Origin of the sequence: Pseudomonas sp. 10-1B, from assembly GCF_000935045.1 — a bacterium.
GTDB lineage: Bacteria > Pseudomonadota > Gammaproteobacteria > Pseudomonadales > Pseudomonadaceae > Aquipseudomonas.
The window spans coordinates 1-19,701 of sequence record NZ_JYKS01000062.1; the positions used below are offsets into that span (position 1 = coordinate 1).

Annotated in this window: 18 protein-coding genes; 12 read left to right on the forward strand and 6 right to left on the reverse strand. The window is 64.2% G+C overall.

All coding sequences use genetic code 11. From position 1 onward, the window contains the following. Nucleotides 1–190: 190 nt before the first annotated feature. A complete protein-coding gene (locus TZ03_RS25385) occupies nt 191–1,648 on the reverse strand; it encodes a histidine kinase (protein ID WP_051101129.1) in 1,458 nt (485 codons plus the stop codon). A 134-nt stretch (nt 1,649–1,782) separates the two neighbouring features. Between TZ03_RS25385 and serB the strand changes: the two genes are divergently transcribed. Then, nucleotides 1,783–2,997 carry a phosphoserine phosphatase SerB gene (gene serB / locus TZ03_RS25390; protein WP_051101130.1) on the forward strand — a complete coding sequence of 405 codons (1,215 nt, stop codon included), beginning with the start codon at nt 1,783–1,785 and terminating at the stop codon, nt 2,995–2,997. Nucleotides 2,998–3,128: 131 nt separating this feature from the next. Here serB and asd read toward each other — a convergent pair whose 3' ends face one another. The 3 genes from asd to TZ03_RS25405 are packed head-to-tail and all read right to left on the reverse strand — an operon-like array spanning nt 3,129 to nt 6,391. Further along, complete coding sequence (asd, locus tag TZ03_RS31670) at nt 3,129–3,992, reverse strand: archaetidylserine decarboxylase (protein ID WP_051101131.1); 864 nt, start codon at nt 3,990–3,992, stop codon at nt 3,129–3,131. Between the two features lie 9 nt (nt 3,993–4,001). Then, nucleotides 4,002–4,811, reverse strand: a complete 810-nt coding sequence (locus tag TZ03_RS31675; protein ID WP_051101132.1) for a rhodanese-like domain-containing protein — start codon at nt 4,809–4,811, stop codon at nt 4,002–4,004. Between the two features lie 44 nt (nt 4,812–4,855). Further along, the gene (locus TZ03_RS25405; protein ID WP_051101133.1) at nt 4,856–6,391 is read right to left on the reverse strand and encodes an HDOD domain-containing protein; all 1,536 of its coding nucleotides are present in this window, start codon (nt 6,389–6,391) and stop codon (nt 4,856–4,858) included. A gap of 130 nt (nt 6,392–6,521) precedes the next feature. Here TZ03_RS25405 and motA point away from each other — a divergent pair, with 130 nt between their 5' ends. Beyond that, nucleotides 6,522–7,373 (forward strand): flagellar motor stator protein MotA, encoded by an 852-nt coding sequence (gene motA, locus TZ03_RS25410; RefSeq protein WP_051101134.1) that lies wholly within the window; start codon nt 6,522–6,524, stop codon nt 7,371–7,373. A 3-nt stretch (nt 7,374–7,376) separates the two neighbouring features. Then, entirely contained in the window at nt 7,377–8,384 is a 1,008-nt protein-coding gene (gene motB / locus TZ03_RS25415) for a flagellar motor protein MotB (protein WP_051101135.1), read from the forward strand. Between the two features lie 127 nt (nt 8,385–8,511). On the opposite strand, the gene rsgA is transcribed toward motB, so the two are convergent. After that, nucleotides 8,512–9,543 (reverse strand): small ribosomal subunit biogenesis GTPase RsgA, encoded by a 1,032-nt coding sequence (gene rsgA / locus TZ03_RS25420; protein WP_051101136.1) that lies wholly within the window; start codon nt 9,541–9,543, stop codon nt 8,512–8,514. Nucleotides 9,544–9,687: 144 nt separating this feature from the next. Between rsgA and orn the strand changes: the two genes are divergently transcribed. Together orn and TZ03_RS25430 are read left to right on the forward strand one after the other, a co-directional pair. Then, complete coding sequence (gene orn, locus TZ03_RS25425; protein ID WP_051101137.1) at nt 9,688–10,230, forward strand: oligoribonuclease; 543 nt, start codon at nt 9,688–9,690, stop codon at nt 10,228–10,230. A 91-nt stretch (nt 10,231–10,321) separates the two neighbouring features. After that, entirely contained in the window at nt 10,322–10,933 is a 612-nt protein-coding gene (locus tag TZ03_RS25430) for a trimeric intracellular cation channel family protein (RefSeq protein ID WP_013974442.1), read from the forward strand. Nucleotides 10,934–11,233: 300 nt separating this feature from the next. Here TZ03_RS25430 and queG read toward each other — a convergent pair whose 3' ends face one another. Beyond that, a complete protein-coding gene (queG, locus tag TZ03_RS25435) occupies nt 11,234–12,298 on the reverse strand; it encodes a tRNA epoxyqueuosine(34) reductase QueG (protein ID WP_051101138.1) in 1,065 nt (354 codons plus the stop codon). A gap of 64 nt (nt 12,299–12,362) precedes the next feature. Between queG and TZ03_RS25440 the strand changes: the two genes are divergently transcribed. The 7 genes from TZ03_RS25440 to hflX all read left to right on the forward strand — a co-directional run bounded on the left by TZ03_RS25440 (nt 12,363) and on the right by hflX (nt 19,666). Continuing rightward, nucleotides 12,363–13,226 carry an NAD(P)H-hydrate dehydratase gene (locus TZ03_RS25440; protein ID WP_051101139.1) on the forward strand — a complete coding sequence of 288 codons (864 nt, stop codon included), beginning with the start codon at nt 12,363–12,365 and terminating at the stop codon, nt 13,224–13,226. Between the two features lie 2 nt (nt 13,227–13,228). After that, the gene (gene tsaE, locus TZ03_RS25445) at nt 13,229–13,687 is read left to right on the forward strand and encodes a tRNA (adenosine(37)-N6)-threonylcarbamoyltransferase complex ATPase subunit type 1 TsaE (RefSeq protein WP_414860322.1); all 459 of its coding nucleotides are present in this window, start codon (nt 13,229–13,231) and stop codon (nt 13,685–13,687) included. Between the two features lie 11 nt (nt 13,688–13,698). Beyond that, on the forward strand, nt 13,699–15,129 hold the full coding sequence (locus tag TZ03_RS25450; protein ID WP_051101141.1) for an N-acetylmuramoyl-L-alanine amidase: 1,431 nt from the start codon (nt 13,699–13,701) through the stop codon (nt 15,127–15,129). Next, entirely contained in the window at nt 15,126–17,024 is a 1,899-nt protein-coding gene (gene mutL, locus TZ03_RS25455) for a DNA mismatch repair endonuclease MutL (protein ID WP_051101142.1), read from the forward strand. Before TZ03_RS25450 ends, mutL begins: the two co-directional genes overlap by 4 nt. Before the next feature lies 1 nt (nt 17,025). Further along, a complete protein-coding gene (gene miaA / locus TZ03_RS25460; RefSeq protein WP_051101143.1) occupies nt 17,026–17,997 on the forward strand; it encodes a tRNA (adenosine(37)-N6)-dimethylallyltransferase MiaA in 972 nt (323 codons plus the stop codon). Nucleotides 17,998–18,091: 94 nt separating this feature from the next. Further along, nucleotides 18,092–18,352: an RNA chaperone Hfq gene (gene hfq, locus TZ03_RS25465; protein ID WP_003258160.1), complete on the forward strand. Its 261-nt coding sequence runs from the start codon at nt 18,092–18,094 to the stop codon at nt 18,350–18,352. A 12-nt stretch (nt 18,353–18,364) separates the two neighbouring features. Continuing rightward, nucleotides 18,365–19,666, forward strand: a complete 1,302-nt coding sequence (gene hflX / locus TZ03_RS25470; protein ID WP_051101144.1) for a ribosome rescue GTPase HflX — start codon at nt 18,365–18,367, stop codon at nt 19,664–19,666. Nucleotides 19,667–19,701 lie beyond the last annotated feature (35 nt).

The following is a 19,701-nucleotide window of genomic DNA, read 5'->3' on the forward strand; positions in this document are numbered from 1 at the left end:
ATTTAGCAGGGTCCTTGTGGGAGCGGGCGCGCCCGCGAACACCGGCGTAGCCGGTGCCAGCCACCGCGTTGGATTCTTCGCGGGCACGCCCGCTCCCACACAGGCCGCGTCGCGCTTACGAATTGAGTTCTCTCCGCGACAGCGCAGCCCGTAGGGCTGGGTGATCTCCCACAGGTGTCGTGCAGGCCTGTCAGGCCCTGCGCTCGTGCATCCGTGCCAGTTGCCGTTCCAGCATCGACGGGTAGGGCTCCATCAAGCGCTCCACGCAGCAAGCTCCCTCGGGGCTGGCAATCGGACGAATGCGGGCACGCTGGCGAATCAGCGTGTCATCGCTGATCTGCCGTTCCACCAGCAGCAGGTTGCGGCTGTGCTGCGACAGCGCCAGTGCATCCTGGGCCTTTTCGGCCATCAGCAGGTCGACCAGTTCCAGCCCATGCAGGTCATTACCCAGCGCCAGGCCCAGTTGCAGCTGCAGGGTGATGCCGCTGTCGGCCACTTCGATCTGCAAGGCATGGCCCAGGGCGCGCAACAGTTCGCCGCAGCAGATGGCGTTGGTCAGGTAGTCCTCGCCACAATCGCGGCTGTGGAACAGCAGCAGGGTACTGCCGTCGTTGAGCGTGTGGGTTTCACCGTCGTAGAGCGAGGCAGCATGCTCCAGGCAATCGCGGTAGCGCTCGGTCAGCTCGGTCAGGCGCGTGCGGGGCAGGCGCCGCAGTTGCTCCTGCGAGCCCAGCTGTACGGCGAGTACGGCACTGAACTGCGGCTCGTCGGACTCGACCACGGCGGCTTGGGGAGCGTTGTCGTCATCCAGCAGCCCGGCGAAGGCTTCGTCGTCATCCTCGTCGGCCTGGGCGGCAACCTTGGCGCGTGGCGCGGCCTTCGCTATCGGGGCCGCATCGTGCAGGTCGTCGAACTGCTCGTCGTCCTCTTCGGCAAACTCCGGCTCCGGTGGTGGCGGCGGGGCCAGGCGCGCATGCAGCTGGCGGGCGATGTCACCGATCTCGTCCTGGCGGTCGGTGGCCGGGGTATAGGGTTGCGGGTCGCGCAGCCATACCCGCAGTTGCAGCAGCGGCAGGGTGATGTGGCGGCCTTGGCGCAGGCTCAGGGTCAGTGCCAGCACCAGCAGGATGGCGGCCAGGATGCCCATGCTCTGCAGGCTGATCAGCATCGGCTGCTGGAACTGGCTCATGTCCAGGCTGATACGCAGTTGCCCGGCAGTCACGTCCTGGAAGCTGATCTTGGTCTGGTATACGCCTTCGGCCTCGCCCAGCAGGCTGTTGCGTGGGCGCTGGCCAGCCTCGGCGAGGATACGGTTATCCACGCTGTAGATCGCCGCATGGGCCACCAGCGGGTTTTTCACCAGGTTGCCCAGCAGCACGTTGAGGCTGAGGATGTCGTTGGCTACCAGCAGTTCGGTCGCCGAGGTGGCGGTCTGGATAGTCAGGCTCTGGCCCAGGGCATCGGCCTGCTCGTGCATGGCCTGCTTGAACTGCAGGCCCATCACGCAGGCATAGATCACCAGCGCCAGTGCCACCAGGAAGATGTTTGTGCAGGCGATGCGCAGCGCTAGCGGCACGCGACGTTGACTCAGGGCGCGATAGATCATCAGAAAGAAGTTGTCTGGTTTGACGGGCGTGGGCCGGTTCACTGAGCTCGGCTCTTAATGACAGGAAAGTGTGGGGCAGTATAGCGAGCCGGGTTTTGTCGGCAAAGTATCGTTGGCGCCCGATGGTCATGGAAAATCGGTAGAATGCGCATTTTTCATCGAAGTCGGAGCAGGTTGTGCGCGAAATCGTCCTGATCAACATCACCGGTGAGGACCGTCCCGGTCTCACTGCGGCCATCACCGGCGTCCTGCTGCAGGGCGGTGTGAGCATCCTCGACATCGGCCTGGCGGTCATGCACGGCACCTTGTCGTTCGGCATTCTGGTCGATATCCCGGACAACGAAGTGGCTACCGCCCTGCTGCAAAGCGTGCAGGCCAAGGCCCACGAGCTGAACCTGCAGGCCCGCTACACGCCGATTTCCGAGGCGGATTACCAGCATTGGGCCGACGGCCATGGCGAAGCGCGCCATATCGCCACCCTGCTCAGCCGCAAGATCACCCCCGAGCAGTTGCAGCGGGTAAGCGCGGTCATCAGCCAGTACGGCCTGACCATCGAGCGCATCGAACGCCTGTCGGCCCGCGTAGCGCTGGATGCCGAGACCGAAAAGGGCAAGGCGGCCGTCGAGATTTCCGTGCGTGGCGTGCCGAGCGATGCCCAGGCCCTGCGTGCCGACTTCTTCGCCCTGGCTGAAGAGTTGAGCATCGACATTGCCTTCCAGAAGGACGATCTGTTCCGCCGCAATCGTCGCCTGGCGGTGTTCGACATGGACTCGACGTTGATCGAGGCCGAAGTCATCGACGAGCTGGCCAAGGCAGCCGGCGTGGGTGAGCAGGTGGCAGCCATCACCGAACGTGCCATGCGCGGTGAGCTGGACTTCCGCGCCAGCTTCAAGGAGCGCATGGCGCTGCTCAAGGGCCTGGATGTGGGCGTGCTGGACGAGATCGGTGCGTCGCTGCGCCTGACCGAGGGTGCCGAGAACCTGTTCGCCGAGCTCAAGCGCCTGGGGTACAAGACCGCGATCCTGTCCGGTGGCTTCACTTACTTTGCCCGCCAGGTGCAGGCGCGCCTGGGCATTGACTACGTGTTCGCCAACGAACTGGAAGTGGTCGACGGCAAGGTGACTGGAGTGGCCGTGGAGCCGATCGTCGATGCCCAGCGCAAGGCCGAGCTGCTGCAGAAGCTGGCCAGCGAAGAAGGCTTGCAACTGGAACAGACCATTGCCGTGGGTGATGGTGCCAACGACCTGCCGATGCTGTCGCTGGCCGGGCTGGGGGTGGCATTCCGCGCCAAGCCACTGGTGCGTCAGTCGGCCAAGCAGGCGATTTCCACCCTGGGGCTGGATGGGGTGCTGTACCTGCTGGGGCTGCGTGACCGCGACGCGCGCGGCTGATCCGATAATTTGGGGCTGCTTCGCAGCCCGTCGCGGGCATGCCCGCTCCCACAGGGTAAGTGACTCTCTCTGTGGGAGCGGCCTTGTGTCGCGATAGGACCGCAAAGCGGTCCCGGGGACCTGTCAGGCAATCAGGCCTGCACAGGCACCGCCAACTGCTGCCCCATGCGCACCGCAGAACCCGCACCCAGGCTCTCAGCCCACTTCACCTGCTCCGGCCCGAACAGCACGATAGCGGTCGAGCCCAGCTTGAAGCGGCCCAGCTCGGCACCTTTTTCCAGATGGATCGGCGCGCGGCTGGCTTCGTCGTAACGGAAAGTCTTCAGCTCACGCTTGGGCGGCGTCACCAGCCCGGCCCAGACAGTCTCGATCGAAGCGACGATCATCGCGCCAACCAGCACCACGGCCATCGGCCCGCGCTCGGTATCGAACAGGCAGACCACGCGCTCGTTGCGGGCGAACAACTCGGGGACGTTTTCCGCGGTGGTCTGGTTGACCGAGAACAGGCGACCCGGGACGTAGACCATTTCGCGCAGGGTACCGGCCAGCGGCATGTGCACGCGGTGGTAGTCCTTGGGCGACAAGTAGATGGTGGCGAACTCGCCGCCCATGAACGGCGCGGCCATCGCCGGGTCGCCGCCCAGCAGCTCCTGGGCGCTGAACCCGTGGCCCTTGGCCTGGAAGATGCGGCCGTGCTCGATCGGGCCGAGCTGGCTGACGGCACCGTCGGCCGGGCACAGGATGGCGCCGGGGGTTTCGTCCAGCGGGCGGGCACCTGGTTTCAGGGCTCGGGTGAAGAACGCATTGAAGTGCTCATAGGCGCTCAGGTCTTCGACCAGGGCCTCGCTCATGTTCACCTGGTAGCGCTTGGCGAACCAGGCGGTGAAGGCGTTCTTGAACCAGCGCACGCGGCATTCGGCGATGCAGCCGGCCAGGCGCGACAGCAGGTGATGCGGCAGCAGGTACTGGCTGATGATGAACAAACGGGATTTCATGCAGGTTCCTTAGACTTCTACAGGCGTGTCCGGGTGGTTGCCCCATTCGCTCCACGAGCCAGCGTAGGCCTTGACGCGTGGGTAGCCGAGGGCCTTGGCCACCAGGTAGGTGAAACCGGAGCGGCGGTGGGTCTGGCAGTGGGTGATCACTTCCTTGTCCGGGGTGATGCCCAGGTTCTGCAGGACTTCCTTGATGTCCTTGCGAATGCGCAAGTGGTCGTTGAGGTCCATGCCGGCGGTCCACTCGAAGTTGATTGCGCCGGGGATGTGGCCGCCCTTGGCTGCCAGTACTTTCTCGCCACTGAATTCCTGTGGGCCGCGGGCGTCCCAGATGACCAGGTCGCTGGCGCCCAGGCGGCTTTGCAGGTACTCGCGGGTGGCAGTGGGGGCGCTGTCGATGTTCAGCCGCACCGGGGCGTTGCCGCTGGTGGGGACCTCGGTGGAGAGCTTGTCTGCCGGCCAGGCCTGGATGCCGCCATTGAGGTAGTGATAACCCTTGTGGCCAATCACATCGAGCAACCAGATGAAGCGCCCGGCCCAGCCGCCGCCTTCATCGTCATACACCACATATACCGCATCGTCGCGGTGGCCGAGTTCACTGAACAGTTTTTCCAGCTCGCCCAGGGCTGGCAGCAGGCCGGGCGCGGGGGGCTGGCCCAGCTGGGTGCGCTTGCCTTCGACGTAGCGTGCGCCGGGGATATGCCCGCTGACATAGCGGTTGGCGTTGCTCAGGTCGACCAGGATCAGCTGCGGCGAATCCAGGCGCGCTAGCAGGTCTGCGGCTTCGATCACCAGGGGTAGGCCGGAAAAGTCAGTCATCCACGGTCTCCAGTGTGGAAAGAAGGGCGATTGTAGCGCAAGGCTCAGGCCTTGCGGTTGGCAAACACCGACAGGGCCCGCTCGATGCATTGCGCGGTTTTGCCGAAGGCTTGCACGCTGATGTCGGCCAAAGGCCGGCAGCCTTGATCGGCAACCATCAGCATCAGCACCTGGCCGTTCACTGCCAGCGAGCGCAGCAGCACGTGCTCGCTGCGGAACAAGGCGCGCAGTGGGGTGGGCAGCAGGGCTGAGAACTGGCTGTGGTTTTCCGGGGTGATGCGCAATTGCCCGGCCTGGGACATCAGCTTTTGCAGCAGTTTGTTTTGTGCCACCTGCAGGACCAGTGCTTCGGCTTCCTTGGGCAGGCCGGCGATCTGTTGGACGCGCAGGTAGTCGCTGGCCTTGTCCAGGCTCAGCAGCATGATGCGCTGCAGGCCGCAGGCCAGCAGGGCCTCGCGGGCCTGGGTGGCCAGGTGCACGGTGTTGGTGAACGGGCTGGGCTGGGCCAGCAGGTCCTGGCACAGCTTGCGCCAGCGTGCCAGCTCTTCGTTGTTGGGTGGTGGCGGTGCCAGCATGTCCGGGTGCGGGCGGCGCTGGTGCCAGGGCCAGATCAGCGCTTCGGCTGGGTGGAACAGGGCGTGCTGGGCGTGGCGGCGGGCGCTGGCGGCGGCCTGTTGGTGTACCTGCTGCTGCACGTCTTCCAGCGAGATCTGCAGGTACAGCGCGGTCAGCAGCTGCCAGCGCAGCAGGTGCGGGTTGTCCCAGCCGACCTGGGCCGCCAGGGCCAGGTTGTTGGCCAGCAGCACGGTATTGGCCGGCTGGTTGAACCAGCGGCGCAGGCCGGGCTCGGCGTCCATGCGGTGTTGCTGGCTGAGCAGGTCCTGGTCGCGGGCGATGTTGAGCACCAGTGCCAGTTGTTCGCGCTCTTCCAGTAGCAGGCGGTAACCCTGGGTCACCCATTGTGGCAGGCGCCAGTACTCCGCCATGGTTTGGCACAGCGCCATGATGCGCACGCCAAACAGCTCTTCTTCTACATCGGCGGCGTCTTCACCCTTGTGGATAACCCGCAGTTCCCAAGTGTCGAGCAGCTTGGGGTAGGCCAGTGCCAGCGGCCAGAGTGGCGACAGGAACAGCAGGCTGCCCCAGTGGATTTCCTGCCACAGGCGCGCCAGGCGGCTGGCGAACAGGCCGCTGGCCTGCTGCGAGGCGTGCTGGCTGATCAGCTGGAACTGGCACAGCACCGGCGGGATTTCTTCGACGGGCACCGAAGGCAGGCGCTTGAGCAGTTGCTCGCTGCGCTCCAGGCCCAGGCGGTTGAGGGCGACTTCCAGACTTTCGGCGGGTTCGGCCTGGCTGGCATTGGTGGGGTGATTGGCCTCGCGCATCACCGAAAGCACCAGCGCAGGGCTATCTTGCATCAGTTCGGCGATATCGCGCAGCGAGCGGCGGCTATCGTGGATGGCGGCCATGACCCGGTCGTAGCTGTGCTTCGGCACGGGGATGCGAACACTCTCCAGCAGCTTTACCCAGGCTTCTAGCGTACGTGGGGCCTGAGCGGGCACCTTGGTTTCGATTGGCATTTTGACATCAGTCCGAACTGGCTTTTCGCTTTGAGTGGCTATAGTCTGGCGCAGTTCTGCCGATAAGTAGAAGAAGAGTTTTAAAGCTCCCGTCTCTTCCCTTGACCCCGACAGCAAGTGCTTTGAACCTATGGCTAAAATTATCGGCATCATCGTCGTATTCGCGAGCGTGCTCGGCGGATATGTGCTCTCCCATGGCAAGATCGCGGCGCTGATCCAGCCGTTCGAAGTACTGATCATCGGCGGTGCGGCCTTTGGTGCATTCCTGCAGGCCAACCCTGGCCACATGACCATGCACGTCATCAAGAAGTCGTTGAAGATGTTCGGCTCGCGCTTCAGCCACGCCTTCTACCTGGAGGTGCTGGGCCTGGTGTACGAGATCCTCAACAAGAGCCGTCGCGAAGGCATGATGGCCATCGAGGCCGACATCGAGGACGCCGCATCCAGCCCGATTTTCGCCAAGTACCCGACGGTGCTGGCCGATGAGCGCATGACTGCGTTCGTCTGTGACTACCTGCGCATCATGTCCACCGGCAACATGGCCCCGCACGAGCTCGAGGGCCTGTTCGACATGGAACTGCTGAGCATGAAGGAAGAGCTGGAGCACCCTTCCCATGCAGTGAACGGCATCGCCGACGGCATGCCTGGTTTCGGTATCGTCGCGGCGGTACTGGGTATCGTGGTGACCATGGCCTCGCTCGGCGATGGCGACCAAACCTCCATCGGTATCCATGTGGGCGCGGCACTGGTCGGTACCTTCTTCGGTATTCTGGCGGCCTACGGATTCTTCGGCCCGTTGGCCAAATGCCTGGAGCACGATGCCAAGGAAGAGCTGAACCTCTACGAATCGATCAAGGCTTCGCTGGTGGCCTCGGCCTCGGGCATGCCGCCGTCGCTGGCGGTCGAGTTCGGGCGCAAGGTGCTGTACCCCAAGCACCGCCCAAGTTTCGCCGAGCTGGAACAAGCGGTTCGCGGTCGCTGAGTCATGGAAAACAATCAGCCCATCATCGTCAAGCGCGTCAAGCGCTATGGCGGCAGCCATCACGGTGGCGCCTGGAAAATCGCCTTTGCCGACTTCGCCACGGCGATGATGGCGTTCTTCCTCGTGCTGTGGCTATTGTCCACGGCCACGCCGGAACAGAAGATTGCCATTGCCGGTTACTTCAAGGACCCGATTGGTTTTTCGGAAAGCGGCACGCCCTATATCATCGACCTGGGTGGCTCGCCTGAGCTGGCGCCGGAAAAGACCATCAACCCCGAGTCCAAGGCGGAGCCTACGCCTGACACCAGCATCCAGCTGAACAAGGACCAGGTTGAGAGCATGGCCGAGCAGGTCGAGCGCGAGCGCCTCGAGTTGCTGCTGCAGGAACTGCAGAACAAGGTGGAAGAGAACCCGCAACTGCAGAAGTTCAAGGACCAGATCCTGTTCGAGATCACCCAGGACGGCTTGCGCATTCAGATCATGGATGCCGAGAACCGGCCGATGTTCGACATTGGCAGCGCCCGCTTGCAGCCGTACTTCGAAGATATCCTGCTGGCCATGGCCGACACCATCAAGGCGGTGCCGAACAAGATCAGCATCAGTGGCCATACCGATGCCAAGCAGTATGCCGGCAGCGGCGAGTTCGGCAACTGGGAGCTGTCGGCCAACCGCGCCAACGCCGCGCGCCGTGCGCTGGTGGCCGGTGGTTACCCGGACGGGCAGGTGGCGCGAGTGGTGGGTTATGCCTCGTCGTCGTTGTTCGACCGCAAGGACCCGTTCAACCCGGTCAACCGCCGCATCGACATCATCGTGCTGACCAAGAAGGCCCAGCGCAACATCGAAGGCGAGCAGGGCACGTCGGAAACCCCGGCCACCGAGCCTGCGCCGCCCGCCAGTGATGCGGCGCCGGGAGCGACCGAGCAAGCGCCGATGCAGCCGCGAGAACTGCGCCAGAAGCTGAACATCTTCGAGGAAGGGACGCTGAAGATGGATGAGGCCAAGGACCAGTAAACCTACAGGATCGCGCTGTAGCTGAAACCAGCGCAGAACCTGTGGGAGCGGGCTGGCCCGCGAACACCGGCACAGCCGGTGCCATCCACTGCGGTGCCACAGGTTATGCACTGCCCTTGAATAGATGTCAGTAGCTGTCTTCGGTCAGGCTGGCGATGATCGAGCGGTAGCTGTTCATGCGCTGCGGGGTGATACGCCCTTCGTCCAATGCCTTGAGCAGCGCACAGCCTGGTTCGCGGTCATGCTTGCAGTCGCGGAAGCGGCAGGTGCCGAACAGGTCGCGGAACTCGATGAAGCCATCTTCCACGTCGTTGCGGCTGACGTGGCCAAGGCCGAACTCGCGAATACCCGGCGAGTCGATCAGGTCACCGCCATTGGGGAAGTGGTACAAGCGCGCGGTGGTGGTGGTGTGGGTGCCCTGGCCAGACCATTCCGACAGGTCGCCCACGCGGGTGCCGGCGTCCGGCAGCAGGCTGTTGACCAGCGACGACTTGCCCACCCCCGACTGGCCGACGAACACGCTGATGTGGCCGTCGAGCTGTTGCTGCAGACGCTGCATGCCGTCGCCGTGGTGCGCTGACACTTCCAGTAGCGGGTAGCCCAGTTCGCGGTAGACCTCCAGCAGTGCATGCAGGCCGGGACCGTTCTCGTCGTTGATAAGGTCGGCCTTGTTCAGCAGCAACAGCGGACGCAGGCCGGCGTGCTCGGCGGCTACCAGGTAGCGGTCGATCAGGTTCGGGTGCGGCTCCGGGGCCGGCGCGAAGACGATCACGATCAGGTCGACGTTGGCTGCCACCGGCTTCAGTTGACCGTGGTTGTTGGGCCGGCACAGCTCGGTGCTGCGCGGCATCTGCGCGACGATCACGCCGATGCCCTGGTTACCCGCGCGCCATACCACACGGTCGCCGGTGACCAGTGCCGGCAGGTTGGCACGTAGGTGGCAACGGAACACCTGGCCCGCCGCTTCGCCGTCCTGGGCTTCCACTTCTACCTGCACGCCGAAGTGTGCGATCACCAGGCCCAGTTGCTCAGGCCCCAGGTCACCGCCCTCCAGTTCCTGCAGTGCATGCTGCTCGCGTTTGGCCGCACGCGCAGCGCGCTCGTTCTGGATTTTTTCGATACGCCAGTTCTGGCGGCGGTTGAGCTGGCGTTTGGCCATGGAGGTTCCGTGCGTGGAGGAGCAGGTTGAAAACGGCAGGCAGTTTAGCACGCCAGGCGCGGACCATTGGGCTTACCTTTGCGCGGCGCATGGGCGTGCCTGTGCCACTACGCTACTATGACTGCCTATACGAGGAGCCCCTGCATGCAAAACCCACAGAACCTGATCTGGATCGACCTGGAAATGACCGGCCTGGATCCGGACAGCGACGTCATCATCGAGATGGCCACCATCGTCACCGACAGCGAGCTGAACACCCTGGCCGAAGGGCCGGTGATCGCCATCCACCACAGTGACGAGGTGCTGGCGCGCATGGACGAGTGGAACACCCGCACCCATGGCGCCTCGGGCCTGACCCAGCGTGTGCGCGAGAGCAAGGTCAGCATGGCCGAGGCCGAGGCGCAGACCATCGCTTTCCTCGAGCAGTGGGTGCCGAAAGGCAAGTCGCCGATCTGCGGCAACAGCATCTGCCAGGACCGCCGTTTCCTCTACCGGCACATGCGCAACCTGGAAAACTACTTCCACTACCGCAACCTGGATGTCTCGACCCTGAAGGAGCTGGCCGCACGCTGGGCACCAACGGTGCGCGACAGCTTCAAGAAGGGCAACACCCACCTGGCGCTGGACGACATCCGCGAATCGATCGCCGAGCTGCGCCACTACCGCGAGCACTTCATCAAGGTGTGAGCCGAAAGGGCGCAGATATTGTCCCTGCGCCCCCTTTTGGTGCTTCGGGCAACTGGTTAGACTGCGCGCCTTTCCCGCACGGACCCGCACCATGTTGTTGATGCTCTATCTCATCGCCATCACCGCCGAAGCCATGACCGGCGCATTGTCTGCCGGGCGCCGCGGCATGGACTGGTTCGGCGTGGTGCTGATCGCCTGCGTCACCGCCCTGGGTGGCGGCTCGGTGCGCGATGTGCTGCTCGGGCATTACCCGCTGACCTGGGTAAAGCACCCGGAATACCTGGTGCTGACCAGCTGTGCGGCGCTGCTGACCATTTTCATCGCGCCGATGATGCGCCGCCTGCGCTCGCTGTTCCTGGTGCTCGATGCCCTGGGGCTGGTGGCCTTTACCCTGATTGGCTGCATGACCGCGCTGGAGATGGGGCAGGGCATGCTGGTGGCGTCGATCAGCGGGGTGATCACCGGGGTGTTCGGCGGGATCCTGCGGGATATCTTCTGCAACGACATCCCGCTGGTGTTCCGTCGCGAGCTGTACGCCAGTGTGTCGTTCGCGGCTGCATGGTTCTACCTGGGCTGCGTGTATTTCAAGGTACCGGCCGAGCAGGCGATGCTGTTGACCTTGTTTGGCGGATTCCTGGTGCGGTTGCTGGCGATTCGCTTCCACTGGGAAATGCCCAAGTTCCATTACAACGACCAGCAATAGGTTTGCCTTGGGTGTTGTGGTGTCTGTGAGATCGAGCGCCGCCCGCGCGGCGCTTCGCGGGCAAGCCCGCTCCTACGTTTGTTTCGGGCCAGTTATGCCTGTGGAATTTGCGCGCGAACGCCTTGGCGCCTGTCTCGATATCGCGTCGTAAGAACAAGGCGGTCGCGCGCGCCTGGCACAGGCGTTACTGGCCCGAAACAAACGTAGGAGCGGGCTTGCCCGCGAAGCGCCGCGCGGGCGGCGCTCGATCTCACAGGCGCTAGAAGCGGTGAGGCAAACGCTCTCCAGCCTCAACTCGCGCTATGCCAGCCCATGCCGGGCCAGCGCCCACTCCACATGCTCCCTGACCAGCTCCGAGGCATCCTCGCGCCGCGCTTTCAATGCCTCGATCACCGGAATCGTCGAAGGCGCATTACCCAACCCCACCGCTAGGTTGCGTAACCAGCGTTCATACCCCGCCCGCCGCAACGGCCCGCCTTCGGTCTTGCGCAGGAAGGTCCTTTCATCCCACAGGAACATCTCCGCCAGCTCGGCATTCTCCAGCCCGTGCCGGGGCTGGAAGTCCTGTTCCTGGCTGTGCTTGGCAAAGCGGTTCCACGGGCAGACGATCTGGCAATCATCGCAACCGAACACCCGGTTGCCCATCATCGAGCGCAATTCGACAGGGATCGGCCCCCTCAGCTCGATGGTCAGGTACGAGATGCAGCGCCGCGCATCCAGTACATAGGGGCCGACGAACGCCTGGGTTGGGCAGATGTCCAGGCAGGCCCGGCAACGCCCGCAATGCTCGCTGGTGGTGGCTTCGTCCACCGGCAACGGCAGGTCGACGAACAGTTCGGCGAGGAAGAAGTAACTGCCCGCCTTGCGGTTGAGCAGCAAGGTGTTCTTGCCGATCCAGCCCAGCCCGGCCTGTTCGGCCAGGGCCTTTTCCAGCACCGGGGCGCTGTCGACGAAGGCGCGGTAGCCGAATGGGCCGATGGCTTTCTGGATGCGGTCGGCCAGGAACTGCACGCGCTTGCGCACCAGTTTGTGGTAATCCCGGCCCAGGGCGTAGCGCGACACGTAGGCCTTCTCCGGCTGCGCCAGGCGCTGCGCCATCTGCGTGTCGCCGGGCAGGTAGTCCATGCGCAGCGAGACCACCCGCACCGTGCCGGGAATCAGCTGGTCGGGGTGCGACCTTTTGCTGCCGTGGGCGCCCAGGTACTCCATTTCGCCCTGGTAGCCAGCGTCGAGCCAGCGTTGCAGGTGGTGTTCGTGTTCGCCAAGGTCGACCCCGGCGATGCCGACGTGGGCAAAACCGAGTTCCTGGCCCCAGATCTTGATCGATTGGGCCAGTTGGGCGAGGTCAGGAGTAGAGGCAGACATGGATGGGCAAGGCAATACGGGCTCAGGTGCGTATAATTCTGCCAGACATTGGAGCCTTTGACCCATGCCGCAGACCAAACAGCCCAGCCATGCCCCGCAATTGCTCAGCAGCGTGACCGTCGCGCACCTGCCGGCACGCCATGCCCATGCTCATAAAGGCGACTTCGGCCATGTGCTGGTGGTCGGTGGCGACCTCGGTACCGGTGGCGCTGTATTGCTCAGTGCCGAAGCCGCACTGCGCTGCGGTGCCGGGCTGGTCAGTGTGGCAACGCGCCCTGAACACGTTGCCGCTGGCCTGACCCGCATGCCAGAAACCATGTGCCTGGGGGTCGAGTCGGCCAATCAGTTGATTGGCGTGCTGGAGCGCGCCTCGGTGCTGGTGGTCGGCCCCGGCCTGGGGCAGGCGGCGTGGGGCCGTAGCCTGCTGTCGGCGGTGGCCAATGCTGAGCGGCCTCAGGTGTGGGACGCCGATGCCCTGAATTTGTTGGCACGCACCCCGCTGGCCCTGCCCAGTGGCAGTATCCTCACCCCACACCCCGGGGAAGCGGCAAGGCTGCTGGGGATTTCCACCGAGGCGGTGCAGGCCGACCGCCCGGGTGCCGCGCGTAAGCTGGCACGCCGTTACAACAGCGTCTGCGTGCTCAAGGGTGCCGGCACCCTGGTGGCCGACCCGACCGGGCAACTGATGCTGTGCGAGCGGGGCCATCCGGCGATGGCCGGTGCCGGCCTTGGCGATGTGCTGACCGGCGTGCTGGCGGCGCTGCTGGCCCAGGGCCTGGATGCCTGGCACGCAGCCGGCCTGGGGGTATGGCTGCACGCCTGTGCGGGCGAGCGTCTGGGCGCAAGAGCGGGTAGGGGCCTGGCTGCCAGCGATCTGGCACCGGTCATTCGTGAGTTGTTGGAGGAGCATTCTGCGTGTCTGGCTTAAACCTGTTTCTGGCCGATGAAGCGGCCACGGTCAAATTCGGTGCGCAACTGGCCGAGGTGACCGGCGGTCACGGCGTGATTTTTCTGGAAGGTGACCTGGGGGCGGGCAAAACCACCCTGTCGCGTGGTCTGATCCGTGGTCTGGGCCATACTGGTGCAGTGAAAAGCCCGACCTTCACCGTGGTCGAACCCTACGAAATTGGCGAGGTCCGAGCTTTTCACTTCGACCTTTACCGCCTGGTCGATCCAGAGGAGCTGGAGTTCATGGGCATTCGTGACTATTTCGAGGGCGACGCGCTGTGCCTGTTCGAGTGGCCAGAAAAGGGTGCGGGCGTTTTGCCAAAGCCTGACCTGACCATTACCATAAGCCCCCAAGCGGGCGGACGCTCGCTGAACCTTTCGCCGCAGAGGGCTCGCGGCGTGGCCTGGTGCGTGGCACTGGCCGAACACTATAAACAGTAAGTGGGGTAGGTATGCGCATACGCGCACTGGTCACCATCGTTGGGCTGCTGCTGACAACGGTGACCGTTGACGCTCTGGCCGTCACTCAAGTCAAGAGCATGCGCCTGTGGCGCGCGCCAGACAACACGCGGCTGGTCTTCGACCTGTCTGGCCCCGTGCAGCACAGCGTCTTCACCCTGAGCGCACCTGATCGCCTGGTTATCGATATCAATGGCGCGACCCTGGCCGCGCCATTGAACGTGGCTACCTCCAACACGCCGATCAGCAGCGTGCGTTCGGCCCAGCGTACCCCGACCGATCTGCGTGTGGTGGTCGACCTTAAAAAGTCGGTCACCCCGAAAAGCTTCACCCTGGCGCCCAATGCCCAGTACGGCAACCGCCTGGTGGTCGACCTGTACGACCAGGAAGCCGACGCCATCGCGGCCACCGCGCCAACTCCGGCGCCGACCCCGGTGCAGACGCCTGCGACCACGCCGGCGGTACCGGTGACCCCAGCCCAGCCTGCCATCAAGCTGCCGCCGGTGCCTAACGGCAAGCGCGACATCGTGGTTGCCATCGACGCCGGCCACGGCGGCGAAGACCCGGGCGCGTCCGGCTCGCGCGGCCAGCATGAAAAAGACATCGTGCTGCAGATCGCCAAGGAACTGCAGCGCCAGATCAACCGTGAAAAAGGTTTCCGCGCCGAGCTGACTCGCACCGGCGACTATTTCATCCCGCTGCGCAAGCGTACGGAAATCGCCCGCAAGAAGGGCGCCGACCTGTTCATTTCGATCCATGCCGACGCCGCACCGTCCCGGGCCGCCTTCGGCGCCTCGGTGTTCGCCCTGTCCGACCGCGGGGCCACCTCCGAGACCGCGCGCTGGCTGGCCGACACGGAAAACCGTTCCGACCTGATCGGTGGTGCCGGCAACGTCAGCCTCGACGACAAGGACCGCATGCTGGCCGGTGTGCTGCTCGATCTGTCGATGACCGCCACGCTCAGCTCCAGCCTCAACGTGGGGCAGAAGGTGCTGGGCAACATGGGCCGCATTACCTCGCTGCACAAGCAGCGCGTGGAGCAGGCCGGCTTCATGGTGCTGAAGTCGCCGGATATTCCGTCGATCCTCGTTGAAACCGGGTTCATCTCGAACAACAACGAGGCCGCCAAGCTGGCCACCGCCAGCCATCAGCAGGCGCTGGCCCGCTCGATCCACACCGGGGTGCGCCAGTACTTCCAGCAGAACCCGCCGCCAGGCACCTACATCGCCTGGCTGCGTGACACCGGCAAGATCGCAGCCGGCCCGCGTGAACACACCGTACGCCCTGGCGAGACCCTGGCGATGCTCGCCGTGCGCTACCAGGTCAGCGTCGCCAGCCTACGCAGTACCAACAGCCTCAAGACCGACGAGCTGAAGGTCGGCCAGCGCCTCGACATCCCTGCTACCACGTTGGCCTCGCAATGAGTGGTGGTTCACGCATCGAGCTGCTCAGCCCGCGGCTGGCCAACCAGATTGCCGCCGGCGAGGTTGTCGAGCGGCCGGCTTCGGTGGCCAAGGAACTGCTGGAAAACAGCCTGGACTCCGGTGCCCGGCGGATTGACGTGGAAGTGGAGCAGGGCGGCGTCAAGCTGCTGAAAGTGCGCGACGATGGCAGTGGCATTTCCGCCGACGACCTGCCGCTGGCCCTGGCCCGCCACGCCACCAGCAAGATCCGCGAACTGGAAGACCTTGAAGGCGTATTGAGCCTGGGCTTCCGTGGCGAGGCCCTGGCCTCGATCAGCTCGGTGGCACGCCTGACCCTGACCTCGCGTACCGCCAGTGCCAGCGAGGCTTGGCAGGTGGAAACCGAAGGCCGCGACATGACCCCGCGGGTACAGCCGGCGGCGCACCCCGTCGGCACTTCGGTGGAAGTGCGCGACCTGTTCTTCAATACCCCGGCCCGGCGCAAGTTCCTCAAGGCCGAGAAAACCGAATTCGATCACCTGCAGGAAGTGATCCGCCGCCTGGCGCTGGCGCGCTTCGATGTCGGCTTCCACCTGCGCCACAACGGCAAGAGCATCCTCAGCCTGCACGAGGCCCACGACGAAACCGCCCGTGCGCGGCGAGTGGGTGCCATCTGCGGCCCGGGTTTCATGGAGCAGGCGCTGCCGATCGACGTCGAACGCAACGGCCTGCGCCTGTGGGGCTGGGTCGGCCTGCCGACCTTCTCGCGCAGCCAGGCAGACCTGCAGTACTTCTTCGTCAACGGCCGTGCGGTGCGCGACAAGCTGGTCGCCCACGCTGTGCGCCAGGCCTACCGTGACGTGTTGTTCAATGGCCGGCACCCGACCTTCGTGCTGTTCCTGGAGCTGGAGCCCAACGGCGTCGACGTCAACGTACACCCGACCAAGCACGAAGTGCGCTTCCGCGAAGGGCGCTCGGTACATGACTTCCTGTATGGCACCCTGCACCGTGCCCTGGCCGATGTACGCCCGGAAGATCAGTTGGCCGCGCCTGCCGCATTGCCTGAAGTGGTTCGCGCCACTGGCCAGCAGGCCGGCGAATTCGGGCCGCAGGGCGAAATGCGCCTGGCCTCGCCGGTACTCGAACAGCCGCGTGCCCCGCAGCAGTCGTTTTCCAACGGCGGCAGTGGCGCGGGCTACCAGTACCAGTACACCCCGCGCCCCTCGCAGCCGCTGCCGGCTGCCGAGGCGCAGGCGGTGTATCGCGAGTTCTACAAGCCGTTGCAAGAGGGTGCGGCGCCGACGACAGCCTTGCCCGAAAGCCAGGGCGACATTCCCCCGCTGGGCTACGCGCTGGCGCAGCTCAAGGGCATCTACATCCTGGCCGAGAACGCCGTCGGCCTGGTGTTGGTGGACATGCACGCCGCCCACGAGCGCATCATGTACGAGCGCCTCAAGGTGGCCATGGCCAGCGAAGGCCTCAGTGGCCAGCCGCTGCTGGTGCCCGAAACCCTGGCGTTGAGCCAGCGTGAAGCCGACTGCGCTGAAGAGCACGCGCAATGGTTCCAGCGCCTGGGCTTCGAGTTGCAGCGCCTGGGCCCCGAGACCTTGGCGATCCGCCAGATCCCGGCATTGCTCAAGCAGGCCGAGGCCAACCGCCTGGTCCAGGATGTGCTCGCCGACCTGATGGAGTACGGCACCAGCGACCGTATCCAGGCGCACCTCAACGAACTGCTCGGCACCATGGCCTGCCACGGCGCCGTGCGCGCCAACCGGCGCCTGGCAATTCCCGAGATGAACGCCTTGCTGCGCGACATGGAAAACACCGAACGCAGCGGCCAGTGCAACCATGGCCGTCCCACCTGGACCCAGATGGGCCTGGATGACCTGGACAAACTCTTCCTGCGCGGTCGATGACATGAGCGGCAAGCCCCCTGCAATATTCCTGATGGGCCCGACGGCGGCCGGCAAGACCGACTTGGCCATCGAACTGAGCAAAGTGCTGCCATGCGAGCTGATCAGTGTCGACTCGGCACTGGTCTATCGCGGCATGGACATCGGTTCGGCCAAGCCGTCGAAGGAAATTCTCGCCGCCCACCCGCACCGGCTGATCGACATTCGCGATCCGGCCGAGAGCTACTCGGCCGCGCAGTTCCGCGCCGACGCCCTGGCGGCCATGGCCGAGATCAGCGCGCGCGGCAAGATCCCGCTGCTGGTCGGCGGCACCATGCTTTATTACAAGGCGTTGCTTGATGGTTTGGCCGACATGCCGGCGGCCGATGCCGCGGTGCGGGCCGAGCTGGAGGCCCAGGCCGAAGCCCTGGGCCTGGCCGAGCTGCACCGCCAGCTGGCCGAGGTCGACCCGGAGTCGGCGGCGCGTATCCACCCCAACGACCCGCAGCGGCTGATTCGGGCGCTGGAGGTGTACCGGGTGAGTGGCGAGAGCATGACCGCACATCGTCAACGTCAATTCGCGGAAAGTCGCGGCGCAGACGCAGGCGCCGGCGGACATTTGCCCTATACTGTCGCGAGTTTGGCGATTGCTCCTACAGATCGTCACATTTTGCATCAGCGAATTGCGTTACGATTTTCACAGATGCTGGAACAGGGCTTCGTCGACGAGGTCCGATCGCTGCGAGCCAGAAGTGACTTGCACGCCGGGCTGCCGTCTATACGGGCAGTGGGCTATCGGCAGGTCTGGGATTACCTGGATGGCAAGCTGACTGAGAATGAGATGCGTGAACGCGGTATCATTGCTACCAGGCAGCTGGCCAAGCGGCAGTTCACCTGGTTGCGTGGCTGGCCTGAAGTGCATTGGCTCGACAGCCTGGCCTGCGACAATCTGTCCCGCACCTTGAAATACCTTGGGGCCATCTCCATATTGAGCTGAGTCCCTGCTGATTGCCGTCTATTCTTGCGAAGGGGCGGCCTAATTTATCGATTTTCTTGATTTTCTATTATTTATCCTTACAGGAGTGCGGCATATGTCAAAAGGGCATTCGCTACAAGACCCTTACTTGAACACCTTGAGAAAAGAAAAGGTCCCGGTATCCATCTACCTGGTAAACGGCATCAAGCTGCAGGGCTCGATCGAATCCTTCGACCAGTTCGTGGTACTGCTGAAGAACACCGTCAGCCAGATGGTCTACAAGCACGCCATTTCGACCGTGGTTCCTGCTCGTCCGGTTCGTCTGCCAAGCCCGTCCGATTCCGAACACGGCGACAGCGAGCCAGGCAACGCCTGATAGGAGCCTGCATTGTTCTTTGAGCGCCACGGTGGTGGTGAGCGGGCGTTGCTCGTTCACTTGGAAGGTCAGAACCCTGAGGCGCGCGAAGACCCGCAGGAGTTTCAGGAGCTGGCATTGTCGGCCGGTGCCGACATCGTTTCGCTGGTCACGGTGGCAAGGCACCAGCCTTCCGCCAAATACCTGATTGGCAGCGGCAAGGTCGAGGAGTTGCACGACCTGGTCCATGCCGAGCAGGTAGACCTGGTGATTTTCAATCACACCCTCACGCCCAGTCAGGAGCGCAACCTCGAACGTGTGTTCGAGTGTCGTGTGCTCGACCGTACCGGGCTGATCCTCGATATCTTCGCCCAGCGGGCGCGTACCCATGAAGGCAAGCTGCAGGTCGAACTGGCCCAGCTCGAGCACATGAGCACGCGGCTGGTGCGCGGCTGGACCCACCTTGAGCGGCAAAAAGGGGGTATCGGCTTGCGTGGCCCGGGTGAAACCCAGCTGGAAACCGACCGCCGCCTGTTGCGGGTGCGCATACGCCAGATCAAGTCACGCCTGGAGAAGGTGCGCAGCCAGCGCGAGCAGGCGCGTCGTGGGCGCAAGCGCGCGGATATCCCTTCGGTGTCGCTGGTGGGCTATACCAACGCCGGCAAGTCCACGCTGTTCAACGCCCTGACCGAATCCGAGGTGTATGCCGCGGACCAGTTGTTCGCCACCCTCGATCCGACCTTGCGCCGGCTCGAGCTCAACGACCTGGGGCCGATCGTGCTGGCCGACACCGTGGGCTTCATTCGCCACCTGCCGCACAAGCTGGTCGAGGCATTTCGGGCTACGCTCGAAGAGTCGAGCAACTCCGACCTGCTGCTGCACGTGATCGACGCCCACGAGCCAGAGCGCATGGAGCAGATCGAGCAGGTGCTGGCCGTGTTGAGCGAGATTGGTGCCGAAGGGTTGCCGATCCTCGAGGTGTATAACAAACTCGACTTGCTCGAAGATGTCGAGCCGCAGATCCAGCGCAATGCCGATGGCAAGCCGGAACGGGTCTGGGTATCGGCACGCGATGGGCGTGGCCTGGAGCTGGTTGGCCAGGCGATTGCCGAGTTGCTGGGGGATGATCTGTTTGTCGGTACCCTGTGTCTGGAGCAACGTTTTGCCCGCTTGCGCGCGCAATTCTTTGCCCTGGGGGCCGTGCAGAGTGAGGAGCATGATGAAGAAGGGCGCAGCCTGCTGAGCGTGCGACTGCCCATGGTCGAACTGAATCGCCTGGTCAGCCGCGAAGGCATGGAGCCGCAAGTGTTTGTCGAGCAACACACTTTGCAATAAATGCTCGTCGAGGTCGCCGGGCAGCAGTGACAGGC